This is a genomic window from Pseudomonas sp. SJZ079, from assembly GCF_007993865.1.
GTDB lineage: Bacteria > Pseudomonadota > Gammaproteobacteria > Pseudomonadales > Pseudomonadaceae > Aquipseudomonas.
In genome coordinates, this window is the sequence record NZ_VIUH01000046.1 from 1 (window position 1) to 12521 (window position 12521).

Annotated in this window: 12 protein-coding genes and 1 pseudogene; 6 read left to right on the forward strand and 7 right to left on the reverse strand. The window is 61.4% G+C overall.

Annotated elements, in window-relative coordinates:
* Window positions 1–92, forward strand: a pseudogene (locus tag FBY03_RS22670) (ISL3 family transposase); the annotation flags it as partial.
* A gap of 163 nt (window positions 93–255) precedes the next feature.
* Window positions 256–726, forward strand: coding sequence for a bacterioferritin (gene bfr / locus FBY03_RS22675; protein ID WP_147174604.1), 471 nt, complete (start codon window positions 256–258; stop codon window positions 724–726).
* Between the two features lie 179 nt (window positions 727–905).
* Here the strand turns inward: bfr and grxD are convergent, their stop codons facing one another.
* Together grxD and FBY03_RS22685 are read right to left on the reverse strand one after the other, a co-directional pair.
* On the reverse strand, window positions 906–1232 hold the full coding sequence (gene grxD, locus FBY03_RS22680) for a Grx4 family monothiol glutaredoxin (protein ID WP_147174605.1): 327 nt from the start codon (window positions 1230–1232) through the stop codon (window positions 906–908).
* Window positions 1233–1443: 211 nt separating this feature from the next.
* Complete coding sequence (locus FBY03_RS22685) at window positions 1444–3552, reverse strand: molybdopterin oxidoreductase family protein (RefSeq protein WP_147174606.1); 2109 nt, start codon at window positions 3550–3552, stop codon at window positions 1444–1446.
* A 434-nt stretch (window positions 3553–3986) separates the two neighbouring features.
* Here FBY03_RS22685 and argF point away from each other — a divergent pair, with 434 nt between their 5' ends.
* Together argF and FBY03_RS22695 are read left to right on the forward strand one after the other, a co-directional pair.
* A complete protein-coding gene (gene argF / locus FBY03_RS22690) occupies window positions 3987–4907 on the forward strand; it encodes an ornithine carbamoyltransferase (RefSeq protein ID WP_147174607.1) in 921 nt (306 codons plus the stop codon).
* Window positions 4904–6013: an ABC transporter ATP-binding protein gene (locus tag FBY03_RS22695; protein WP_147174608.1), complete on the forward strand. Its 1110-nt coding sequence runs from the start codon at window positions 4904–4906 to the stop codon at window positions 6011–6013. Before argF ends, FBY03_RS22695 begins: the two co-directional genes overlap by 4 nt.
* Before the next feature lie 66 nt (window positions 6014–6079).
* Here the strand turns inward: FBY03_RS22695 and FBY03_RS22700 are convergent, their stop codons facing one another.
* Window positions 6080–6868, reverse strand: coding sequence for a PhzF family phenazine biosynthesis protein (locus FBY03_RS22700; RefSeq protein WP_147174609.1), 789 nt, complete (start codon window positions 6866–6868; stop codon window positions 6080–6082).
* 342 nt (window positions 6869–7210) lie between these two features.
* On the opposite strand from FBY03_RS22700, the gene FBY03_RS22705 reads away from it, so the two are divergent.
* Both FBY03_RS22705 and FBY03_RS22710 read left to right on the forward strand, forming a co-directional pair.
* On the forward strand, window positions 7211–8491 hold the full coding sequence (locus tag FBY03_RS22705) for a hypothetical protein (RefSeq protein ID WP_147174610.1): 1281 nt from the start codon (window positions 7211–7213) through the stop codon (window positions 8489–8491).
* A 73-nt stretch (window positions 8492–8564) separates the two neighbouring features.
* A complete protein-coding gene (locus FBY03_RS22710) occupies window positions 8565–9347 on the forward strand; it encodes a type IV pili methyl-accepting chemotaxis transducer N-terminal domain-containing protein (protein ID WP_147174611.1) in 783 nt (260 codons plus the stop codon).
* A 9-nt stretch (window positions 9348–9356) separates the two neighbouring features.
* Here FBY03_RS22710 and FBY03_RS22715 read toward each other — a convergent pair whose 3' ends face one another.
* The 4 genes from FBY03_RS22715 to FBY03_RS23150 all read right to left on the reverse strand — a co-directional run.
* Window positions 9357–10142: an ABC transporter substrate-binding protein gene (locus FBY03_RS22715; protein ID WP_147174612.1), complete on the reverse strand. Its 786-nt coding sequence runs from the start codon at window positions 10140–10142 to the stop codon at window positions 9357–9359.
* A 52-nt stretch (window positions 10143–10194) separates the two neighbouring features.
* Window positions 10195–11682, reverse strand: a complete 1488-nt coding sequence (gene glpK / locus FBY03_RS22720) for a glycerol kinase GlpK (RefSeq protein WP_147174613.1) — start codon at window positions 11680–11682, stop codon at window positions 10195–10197.
* A gap of 115 nt (window positions 11683–11797) precedes the next feature.
* Window positions 11798–12268 (reverse strand): Cys-tRNA(Pro) deacylase, encoded by a 471-nt coding sequence (gene ybaK, locus FBY03_RS22725; protein ID WP_147174614.1) that lies wholly within the window; start codon window positions 12266–12268, stop codon window positions 11798–11800.
* A gap of 39 nt (window positions 12269–12307) precedes the next feature.
* On the reverse strand, window positions 12308–12521 hold a 214-nt coding region (locus FBY03_RS23150), incomplete at its 5' end, for a hypothetical protein (protein WP_218570814.1).

A 12521-nucleotide genomic window follows, 5' to 3' on the forward strand; every position in this document is an offset into this window, starting at 1 on the left:
TCAAGGTGATCAAGCGTATGGCCTATGGCTTCAGAGACTCGGACTACTTCTTCCTGAAAATCAAGGCCGCCTTCCCCGGGAAAGCGCGATGAACCTTTTTTTATGCCTGCAATTCAGAGACTTAGGCTCAAAACGCAGAACTTAAACGTTCGTATTTATATTTAATTTTACTTAAATTTCAAATGCTTAGGTTTGACAGTCCGACCCCACCGGGCCAGACTTTGCAGTTACCTCCTCCGCAAGGCAGACCCAGACATGAAAGGCGACAAGAAAGTCATCCAGCATCTGAACAAGATCCTCGGTAACGAGTTGGTCGCCATCAATCAGTACTTCCTGCACGCGCGGATGTACGAGGACTGGGGCCTGAAGAAGCTCGGCGAGCATGAGTACCATGAGTCCATCGACGAGATGAAGCATGCGGACAAGCTGATCAAGCGCATTCTCTTTCTCGAAGGCCTGCCCAACCTGCAAGACCTCGGCAAGATCCTGATCGGTGAAAACACCAAGGAAATGCTCGAGTGCGACCTGAAGATCGAGCACAAGGCCCATGTCGACCTGAAAGCGGCTGTTGCTTACTGCGAGAGCATCGGCGACTACGCCAGCCGTGAGCTATTGGAAGAGATCCTCTGCTCGGAAGAAGACCATATCGACTGGCTAGAGACCCAACTCAGCCTGATCGAAGCCGTTGGCCTGCAGAACTATTTGCAGTCGCAGATGGACGACTAAGCGCGCCCAATCTCAGATGCAAAAACGGGAGCCAATGGCTCCCGTTTCTGTTTATGCGCGTCTAAGATCACCGATCACATATGCCGTGCCCGCCAAGTGCAGCATTAGCTAACCGCGCACTTATTTCCCCGGGCACAAAAAACCCCGCGCAGTGGCGGGGCTTTCAACGAAAGAGCAACTTAAGCGTTGGCTTTCTCGACCGCGTTCTTGATCAGGGTTTGCAATTCGCCCTTCTCGAACATCTCGGCCATGATGTCGCTGCCACCGAGCAGTTCACCACCGACCCATAACTGCGGAAAGGTCGGCCAGTTGGCGTACTTCGGCAGGTTGGCGCGAATTTCCGGGTTTTGCAGGATGTCGACGTAGGCGAATTTCTCACCGCAGGCCATAACCACCTGCGCGGCTTTCGACGAGAAGCCACACTGCGGGGCATTCGGCGAGCCTTTCATGTACAGCAGAACGGTGTTGTTGGCGATCTGCTCTTTGATGGTTTCGATGATATCCATGGGGCACCTCAGGACTTAACTATTCGACTCAACTGGCCGACTCACGGATCGGCATGGTGGCGGCATTGTAGCGAAAAGCCGAGTGCAATGCTCGGCCTTAGCCGACAGCTTATCCGTTTACTCGCAGCCCGCCGACTGCGCTGAAGCCCCACGCGAATCACAGCAAATGCAGCGGTAACCCGGAGCACATCCGGGCTACCGCTCTCACCGCTCAGGCCGCTGAGACCTCTACCGGCACGCCATTCAGCGCGGCATTGCCGGACAGCGCATCGAGCTGGCGCTCGTCGGTCAGGTCGTTGGCGCTGGCACCCGGCTGGGCACTGGCAATAGCCAGCTGCACCCCGGGTCGCGCATGGCCCCAACCATGAGGCAAGCTGACCACGCCGGGCATCATCTCCTCGCTGGCGGCCACTTCCACCTCGATAGCCCCGACCCGCGAACGTACCTGCACCAGCTGACCATCGCTCAGACCACGCTGGAGCAGGTCTTCTGGATTCATCAACAGCTGATGCCGCGGCTTGCCCTTCACCAGACGATGGTAGTTGTGCATCCAGGAGTTGTTGCTGCGTACATGACGACGGCCGATCAGCACCAGCTCGCCGGCCTTTGCCACGGGTTGCGCAGCAAAGCGCGGCAGATCGCTCAGGAGCAGGGCCGGGGCCGCCTGAACTTGCCGGCCAGGGGTGTTCAAGCGCTCGGCCAGATTCGGCTTAAGCGCCCCCAGATCGATGCCATGGGGGTGCTCCAGCAGTTTGACCACGGACAGTTTCTGTTCGGACTCGTCACCATAGCGGCCCGCACGCAGGCCCCTGTCGACTATTTGCGCCGGCGTCATGGTTGGCTTCAACTCCACGCCGAGTTTGCCGGCGAAGGCCTTGGCCAGGCCGACGAAAATCTCCCAGTCGTGCAGGGTGCCGACTGGTTTTTCCAACACCGGCTGATTGAAACGGGCGACGTTGCGCACGGCGAAGCTGTTGAAGGTCATGTCGTAGTGATCATGCTCCAGCGGCCCGGTCGGCGGCAGGATCAGGTCGGCGTATCGGGTGGTCTCGTTGATATAGGGATCGATGCTGAGCATGAACTCCAGACCGTCCAGCGCCTGTTCCAACTGACGTCCGTTGGGGGTCGACAGCACGGGATTGCCGGCGACCGTGATCAGCGCTCGGATCTGCCCTTCGCCCGGTGTCAGCACCTCTTCGGCCAGGGCCGCCACCGGCAGTTCGCCGGCGTATTCCGGCAACCCGGAGACGCGGCTACGCCAGCGGTCGAAGTGGGTGCCGGAACTGGAGGTGGTCAGGTCGATGGCCGCCTCGGTGCACAGCGCCCCACCCTCGCGGTCGAGGTTGCCGGTGACCAGGTTGATCAGCTGGATCAACCAATGGCAGAGGGTGCCGAAGGCCTGGGTGGACACCCCCATGCGGCCGTAGCACACGGCCTTGTCGGCAGCCGCGAAGTCGCGGGCCAGCTGGCGGATCTGCTCGGCCGGCACGCCGCAGCGCGCACTCATGGCTTCAGCGGTGAAGCTGGCAATGGCCTGGCGCGCCTCGTCCAGACCGGCGACCGGCAGATGGCTGGCCCGGGTCAGACCTTCGTCGAACAGGGTATTAAGCAGGCCGAACAACAGCGCCGCATCCTCGCCCGGACGGACGAACACATGCTGATCGGCGATAGCTGCCGTTTCACTGCGCCGCGGATCGACCACCACCAACTTGCCGCCGCGGGCCTTGATCGCCTTCAGGCGCTTCTCCACATCCGGCACGGTCATGATGCTGCCATTGGAGGCCAGCGGGTTGCCACCGAGGATCAGCATGAAGTCGGTATGATCGATATCGCAGATCGGCAGCAAAAAACCGTGGCCATACATCTGCTGGCTGACCAGGTGATGCGGCAGTTGATCCACCGAGGTGGCGGAGAAACGGCTGCGGGTCTTGAGCAGGCCGAGGAAATAGTTGCTGTGGGTCATCAACCCGTAGTTATGCACGCTGGGGTTGCCATGGTAGGTGGCCACGGCGTTTTGTCCATGACGCGTCTGGATCTCGCTCAGGCGCTCGGCCACCAGGGCAAAGGCCTCGTCCCAGTCGATCGCCTGCCACTCGCTACCGACTCGACGCATGGGTTGGCGCAGGCGGTCGGGATCATTCTGGATATCTTGCAGCGCCACCGCCTTGGGGCAGATGTGGCCACGACTGAAGGTATCCTGGGCGTCGCCCTTGATCGAGCGGATCTGCGTGCTGCCGTCAGCCTCGGTCTGGGTCTCGATGGTCAGGCCACAGATGGCTTCGCAGAGATGGCACGCACGGTGATGGAGGGTCTTGGTCATGGCCTGGCCTCATATTCTTGTTCGAGACGACCGCTCGGGTCGGTACACACACGACTATGGGCGCTGTAGGAAACCTGTGCTAGCAGTGTTCGTTTCATGAATCGGCCGGCATCATGCCAGCCGATTCATGCGTGCAGGATGCCGACAATGAATCTTTAGCGGATAGTGGTCACGGCGCCCACCTTAAACCCGATCTGGAGCTATCAAGCAGAGTGGTCACGCGAGTGACACCTCGCACTTCGCGAGCGTAAAGACTCGCACGACGCCCTGTTGCCAATCACCGACCGGACAATTTGCGCCTGCTCGTCATTTCCTTATAAGATCGCGCCTTCCCCGTTTCGTCGCCCCGTGCGGCTCCTAGCCGCAGGTTCTGCCTTTCCCCCTGTTTATTTGGCCGTTGAACCTGCGCTTTGTTGTGAAAAAGGTAGTTACCGATGAGCGCAAGACACTTTCTCTCGCTGATGGATTGCACACCCGCTGAGCTGGTGGGCCTGATCCGACGCGGCATTGAGCTGAAGGACTTGCGCAACCGCGGGGTGCTGTTCGAACCGCTGAAAAATCGTGTCCTGGGAATGATCTTCGAGAAGGCCTCGACTCGCACCCGCCTATCCTTCGAGGCTGGGATGATCCAGCTGGGTGGCCAGGCGATCTTCCTCTCGCCGCGTGACACCCAGCTCGGCCGCGGCGAGCCGGTGGCCGACTCCGCCATCGTCATGTCGCGCATGCTCGACGCGGTGATGATCCGTACCTTCGCGCACAGCACCCTGACCGAGTTTGCCGCCCATTCGCGAGTACCGGTAATCAACGGCCTGTCCGATGATCTGCACCCCTGCCAACTGCTGGCCGACATGCAGACCTACCTCGAGCACCGTGGCAACATCGCGGGCAAGACCGTGGTCTGGGTTGGCGACGGCAACAACATGTGCAACTCCTATATAGAAGCGGCGCTGCAATTCGACTTCCAACTGCGCGTGGCCTGTCCGCAGGGCTACGAGCCGAATGCCGCGTTACTCGCCCAGGCCGGCGAGCGCGTGCAGATCTTCCGTGACCCGCGCGAAGCCGTGGCGGGTGCGCACCTGGTGAGCACCGACGTCTGGGCCTCGATGGGCCAGGAAGAGGAAAGCGCCGAGCGGATGAAGCTGTTCAAGCCCTATCAGGTCAACCGCGCCCTGCTCGATAGCGCGGCCGAGGACGTACTGTTCCTGCACTGCCTGCCGGCACACCGGGGCGAGGAAATCAGTGTCGACCTGCTCGATGACCCGCGCTCGGTAGCCTGGGATCAAGCGGAAAATCGCCTGCATGCGCAAAAGGCGCTGCTGGAGTTCCTCGTCGAACCGGCGTACCACCACGCATGAGCCATCCACTGCTGCTGAACCTGCACGGTCTGAGCTGTGGCTACCATGAGCACAAAGTCGTGCAGAACCTCAATCTGCACTTGAATGCCGGCGACATCGGTTGCCTGCTCGGCCCTTCCGGCTGCGGCAAGACCACCACCCTACGCGCCATCGCCGGCTTCGAACCGGTGCTCGAAGGTGAGATTCAACTGGCCGACACGGTCATCTCGCGTGCCGGTTTCACCCTGGCGCCGGAGAAACGTCGAATTGGCATGGTGTTCCAGGATTACGCGCTGTTTCCGCACCTGAGCGTGGCCGAGAACATCGCCTTTGGCATCCGCAAGCAAGCCAACTGCGCACGCGTGACCGACGAGCTGCTGGAGCTGGTCAAGCTCAGCCATCTGGGCAAACGCTACCCGCATGAACTGTCTGGTGGTCAGCAACAGCGCGTTGCCCTGGCCCGCGCCCTCGCCCCCGAGCCGCGCCTGCTGCTGCTCGACGAGCCATTTTCCAACCTCGATGGCGAGCTGCGCAGACGCTTGAGTCACGAGGTCCGCGACATCCTCAAGGCCCGTGGCACCAGCGCCATCCTGGTGACCCACGACCAGGAAGAGGCCTTCGCCGTCAGCGATCACGTCGGCGTATTCAATGAGGGCCGGCTCGAGCAGTGGGACACCCCCTACAACCTCTACCACGAGCCCTTGACGCCCTTCGTCGCCAGCTTTATCGGCCAGGGCTACTTCATTCGCGGCCTGCTGCTCAGCCCCGATTCGGTACAGACCGAGCTGGGCTTGATTCGCGGCAACCGCGCCTATACCTGGCCGACCGGTAGTGCGGTGGACGTCTTGCTGCGCCCCGACGACATCGTCTACGCGCCGGACAGCGAGCAGAAGGCCCTGATCGTCGGCAAGACCTTCCTCGGCGCCGCCACCCTGTATCGCCTGCAACTGGCGACGGGCAGCCAGCTCGAATCGATCTTCCCCAGCCACGCCGACCATCAGCCAGGCGAGGAAGTCGGGATTCGCGTCGCGGCCGATCACCTGGTGGTGTTTCCCGTGCCCGGCAGCATTGCTGCGCACGTTAACCTGGCGGAATCGGGCGTACGCCGTTACAGCGGCGCCAACTGAGTGAATGCCTGCGAACAGAGCTGACGCACTGATCTGTGACCCGCTCTCGACAGCGATGCGACTCCCTCAGCTCTCGGCCAGCCATAACCGACCGCTGGCGACCAGCACGGCCTGACCGGCGATGTTCACTCGCTCGCCCTCCAGCCGGCAGTGCAGCTCGCCGCCGCGTGCCGAACACTGGTAGGCCAGCATCTCGCGCTTGCCCAGACGCTGCGCCCAGTAGGGAATCAGGCTGCAATGGGTCGAGCCGGTCACCGGGTCCTCGTTGATGCCGAGAGCCGGCGCGAAATAACGCGAGACGAAGTCATGCCGCTCGCCAGGCGCGGTGACTATCACTCCGAGCCCGGGCAGAGGTGCCAACGCAAGCATGTCCGGTTGACAGGCGCGCACAGCCGCCTCGGACTCGAGTACCGCCATCAGCTCGCTGCCCTGCCGCACCGCCAGTACCGGCTGGCCAAGGGCTCGTTGCAACTCGGGGCTGAGCGGCACCTCGGTGGTCCGCTCTCGCGGAAAGTCCAGCACCAGACGATCCTGCTCACGGGTAACGCCGAGCGCACCGCTCTTACAGATGAAGTCGAGGCGCTCGCCCGGTTCGCCGTACAACTCGAACAGCGCATGCGCACTGGCCAGGGTGGCATGGCCGCAGAGCGCGACTTCTGCGACCGGAGTGAACCAGCGGATATGCCAGGCGGCACCTTCGCGGAGCACAAAGGCGGTCTCGGCCAGATTGTGCTCCGCGGCGATCTGCTGCATCAGGCTATCGAGCAGCCAGGCATCGAGACGATAGACCACTGCCGGGTTGCCGCTGAACGGACGGTGGGTGAAGGCGTCGATCTGGTGAAACTCGAGGTACATGGCCGTTCTCCTGATTGCCGATGGTTACCAGCATGCCGCATGCCGCCTGACAGTGGGTGATACAGCCAGCCTGCGAGTGCGCGGTACAGCTGCACTGTCTCAATGCGCAACGAGCGAGCCTGGTGCACGAGTTAATAGCAAAAGGCTCTTAAAAAACAAATTATCCAAAACAAATCAACAAGTTGCAGACTCTGGCACGCCGCCTGCTAGGACCCGTCCCGGTCAGCACAACGGCGTGTCTGCCACTCAACCGACAACGACGTCACGGAACCCTGCTCCTTATGGAGTCGCGGGCACTGTGACGTTTTTTTTTGCGTTATTTGGCCTACAGGAAAGACCGCTATGAGCATGATTAAACCGACACTGATGTCGCTGGCCGTTGCCACCGCCACCTTCAGCCACGCCGCCTTCGCCGCAGAAGATTTCAGCAACCTGTTCACCCAGGGCAAAGCCATCTTCGATGCGCGCTACCGTTATGAACATGTCGACCAGGACAATGCCCTCAAGCACGCCAACGCTCAGACTCTACGTACCCGCGCCGGCTTCCAGAGTGGCAAGTGGTACGGCCTGTCCGCCCTGATCGAGGCCGATAACGTCAGCCGTATCGGCGATGCCGCCTATAACAGCACGCGCAACGGTCAGAGCGACTACTCGGTGGTCGCCGACCCGGACGGCAGCGAAGTCAACCAGGCCCTGCTGCGTTACGACCACAAGTACGGCAGCGCGGTGCTGGGGCGTCAGCGCATCAACCTGGACAATCAGCGCTTCGTCGGCGGCGTCGCCTGGCGGCAGAACGAGCAGACTTACGACGGCGCGTTCGGCCAGCTCAAGCCAATCACCGGCCTGACTCTGACCTACAGCTATATCGACAACATCAACAGCATCTTCGGTCCGGGCAACGGCCGGTACGACAACAAGACCAACCCGGCCAACATCAAAGGTCACAGCCACCTATTCAATGCCCAGTACGTGCTCCTGCGTGATTTTCGCGGCGCTCCGCAACTGACCATGACCGGCTACAGCTACCTGCTCGGCCTGGACAACATCGCTGTGAGCGGAGCCGCCGCGCTGGGCAGCCTGTCCAGCCGCACCAACGGCCTGCGCGCCAACGCTGCCATCGGCGACTTCAGCGTCGTCGCCGAGTATGCCCAGCAGGAGGACTACGCCGACAACCCACAGAAACTGGACAGTGACTACTACCTGGCCGAGCTGGGCTACATGTTCAAGGGCGATGCGCTCAAGGGCGTCGCGCTGAAGGCCGGCTACGAAGTGCTCGGCGGCGACGATGGCCCAGGCAACCGCGCGTTCCAGACTCCGCTGGCCACCAAGCACGCCTTCCAGGGCTGGGCCGACATATTCCTCACCACCCCGGCCGCCGGTGTCGAGGATGCCTACGTCGGCTTTACCGCGCCCCTGCTCGGCGGCAGCCTGCAGGCCTGGTACCACGACTTCGACGCCGAGCAGGGCAACACCAGCTACGGCGACGAGATCGACCTCTCCTACGGCCACCCCATCCCGGGCGTTCCGGGTCTGGTCGGCCTGGTCAAGTACGCCAGCTACGATGCCGACGACTTCGCCGTCGACACCGACAAGCTGTGGCTGCAGCTGCAATACAGCTACTGACAACCCCAGCACCACAAAGAGGCCTTTGCCGACGGCGCACGTGCAATGTTGCGGTGCGCCTATGGAGACTCACATGCTCAGCCGTCTTGCCCCCACCCTGCTATTGGGCCTCACCCTGCTCTGCCCTCCCGCCTGGGCCAGCATCAGCGACGCCGAGGCGATGAACCTGTCCGGCATGCAGCGCATGCTCAACCAGCGCATCGCCAAAAGTTACCTGATGATCGGTGCCGAAGTCCGCAGTGAGGTGGCTATCACCCAGCTCGACCAGAGCGTGGCACGCTTCGAGAGCAACTTCCTCGCCCTCAGCGCATACGCCCCCACTCCAGACATCAGCGCCGCGCTGAAGAGCGCCAGTGATACCTGGCAGGTCTACCGCGAACTGGCCTTGACCCGCCCGAACCCTGAGCAGTCGCTACGCCTGTTACAGCTCAGCGACCAGCTGTTGGCGCAGAGCGAACAGGTCGTACAACTGATCGAACGCCACACCGGCAGTCGCAGTGCGCACCTGGTCAACCTCAGCGGCCGCCAGCGCATGCTCAGCCAACGCATCGCCAAACTCTACCTCGCGGTGAGCTGGCGCCTGCCGATCAGCGGACTGGAAGAGGAATTATTGAAGGTCACCGAGGAATTCGAGGTGGCGCTGCAAACGTTACTGGCCGCCCGACAGAACACCGCGCAGATCCGCGAGGCACTGCACAAGGTCGAGGCCCAGTGGCGCTTCGCCCGCGCCGGCTTTCGCCTCTCGAGCGACTCACGCTACGTACCGACGGTCATCACCACCACCACCGAAACCCTGTTGTGGCAGATGAACGATCTGACCAGTGCCTACGAAAAAATCATGCAGCAGGACTCCTGAGCCAAGGCCTCAGAACGTCTCATACACCCCATAGGCTCTCAGCAAGGCCTGTAACCGTCCGTTGGCCCGGTAACGCTGCAGGCCCTGTTCGAACAACTCGACATAACGCTTGCTGGACTCCAGAGCAGGAGAAAACGCCAGGTAAATGGGCACATCGGGTACACGACAACCAACCTGCTCAAGCGCATCCGGCATTCTGTTACGGGACAAAAACAATGCCATCACCCAGGTATTGGCCAACACCACATCGATTCGCCCGAGCTCTACCTTCTCGACGTTGATCGCCAGCGCATGATCGCCCGAGGCCATCTGCACACGCTGCGAATCGTGCCGATGGCTGAGAATATAACTGTCGATTTGCTTGCCGTAGCTGTAGCCGTTAATCGCCCCCAGGCTAACGCCCGCCAGAGAGGACAAGCCCTGGTAACGCCACAAGCGTGCCGGCCGCGCATAAAAACACATGCGCGAAATGCCCGGCGCTGTCTCGCTGAAGAGAAAGTCCGGGGCGTCTTCAACGCCTGCGCCCACCAATGCATTGAGTTTGCCTAAACGCGTGTCATGCACTGCACGCGCCCAGTTGAGCACCCGGTATTCGACCTTGATACCCGCCTCGGCAAAAATCTGCTCGGCCAACTCGACAAAAATACCGCGCTGGGCGGCATCGGCGGCGCAATTGACCGGGCACCAGACATCCCCGGCTATCACCAGGGTTTCTGCGCGAGCGGGCGGCGCAGCCAACAAGGCCCCGCACAGTAGGCCCAGCACCGCTGACCAAGGCCGAGAGTGGAATTGCAAGGATCCTACTCCTAATATGTCGTCACCCTAGATGACGGTTCATTCACTTACTCTAGCCTTCGCTGCGCACGCGTTTCACCACATCCAGCCAGCCCTCGTACAGTTTGGCTCGATGGCTGTCGGCCATGCGTGGAGTAAAGCGCTGCTGCCGATGCCAGTGGCTGGCGATGCTATCCAGGTCCTGGTACAAACCTGCCTGCAGCCCCGCCAGGTAGGCAACGCCGAGTGCTGTGGTTTCGGTAACCTTGGGGCGCTCAACCGTCACCCCAAGGATGTCGGCAAGAAACTGCATCACCCAGTTATTCTCCACCATGCCGCCATCGACACGTAGCGCACTAGGGGTTGCGGCACCGTCCTGGCGCATCGCTTCGAGCAGGTCGCGGGTTTGATAACACACCGACTGCAGACCCGCGGTGACGATTTCCTTGATGCCGGTATCACGGGTCAGGCCGAAAATGGCCCCGCGCGCCTTCGGGTCCCAGTAGGGCGCACCGAGCCCGGTAAACGCCGGCACCAGATAGACGCCACAGGCATCGCCCGTCTGCTCGGCCATCGCCTCGGTATCCCGGGCATGGCTGATCAGCTTGATCCCATCACGCAGCCACTGCACCGCCGCGCCCGCGACAAAGATACTGCCTTCAACAGCGTAGGTGACTTTGCCATTCAGGCGATAGCCGATAGTGGTGAGCAGGCGATTTTTCGAGCTCACGGGCTGATCGCCGGTGTTCTGGATCATGAAACAACCGGTGCCGTAGGTACTCTTGACCATGCCCGGCTGGAAACAGGCCTGGCCGATCAAGGCGGCCTGCTGATCGCCAGCCATGCCCAACACCGGAATCTCCGCCCCGAGTAAGCCGGCCTCGGCGATGCCGAACGCGGCGGCGCAATCCAGCACTTCTGGTAGCAGGCTCGCAGGAATTTCGAACAGCTTGAGCAACTCCTCGTCCCACTGCTGGGTGTGGATGTTGAACAACAGCGTACGCGAGGCATTGGTGGCGTCAGTCTTGTGCGACTTGCCGCCGGTGAGGCGCCACAGCAGAAAGCTGTCCACCGTGCCGAAGCGCAACTCGCCACGCTCTGCACGCGCGCGGGCGCCTGGCACCTGGTCGAGAATCCAGCGCAACTTGGTGGCCGAGAAATACGGGTCGATCAGCAATCCGGTCTTGGCCGCTACCGCCTGCTCATGACCCGCGCGCTTAAGTTCCGCACAGTAGTCGGCGGTACGTCGATCCTGCCAGACGATAGCCGGGTGGATCGGCGCGCCGGTCGCGGCATCCCACACCAGGGTGGTTTCGCGCTGATTGGTGATGCCGATGGCCGCTACGTCAGTGGCGCTCAGCCCACTCTGTTTGAGTGCCTCACGGCAGACCTTGAGGGTACTCAGCCAGAGTTCCTCGCCGTCGTGTTCGACCCAGCCATCCTGGGGGAAGTACTGCTTGAACTCCTGCTGCGCACTCGCTACCGGCAAGCCCTGAGCACTGAAAACGATGGCACGACTGCTGGTGGTACCTTGATCAATGGCAAGCAGATACTGAGACATGCGGGTTTCCTTGTTGTTATGGGTCTAAAGAGAACAGCAGGTCCGCAGCAGAACGCGAGTACGGAGCCTTAGCGCATTGCCGTGGGTCACCGGGCGGGCCCCTCCACCGATGAAGTCAAACCCGAGCGATCGCCGCGAACTGGGCCAGGGTATGCAGCGCCAATACCTCGGCCGCCAGCTCCACCTCCAATCCGCGTCGCCCGGCACTGACGAAAATGCGCGGATAGCGCAGCGCAGATTCATCGATGAAGGTCCGTAAGCGCTTCTTCTGCCCTAACGGGCTAATGCCACCGAGCAGATAACCCGTGGCGCGTTGCGCCACCTGCGGATCAGCCATCTCGGCCTTCTTCGTCCCGGCGGCATGGGCCAGTGCTTTCAGGTCGAGGCTGCCGACGACCGGTACCACGGCCACCAACAGCTCGCCTTTCTCACTGCTCGCCAGCAAGGTCTTGAACACCAGCGCCGGTTCCAGCTTGAGTTTGTCTGCGGCTTCCAGACCGTAGGAAGCCGCCTTGGGATCATGGCTATAGCTGTGCACCTGATACACAGCCTTGGCCTTTTTCAGCAAATCGATAGCAGGCGTCATGTTCGATTGTGAAAACATTCAGACTAAAGTCCGCGTACCTTAGCCGAAAACATCGGGATAGACAGCACCCAGCCGAAACGACCGCATGAAAACGTGACGCATATGGTTCAGGCCGGCCGAATACTGCGGTGCATGGCAGGCTAGGGTCTGTTGCCGTGTCATTCGCGGCCGCGCCGTAGCTTGTTTTTGCGCGAGGCAAGGCACGAGGAGCGCGGTTTGGTTGTTCCAAATGAGCGACGAGAAACGCCGCATC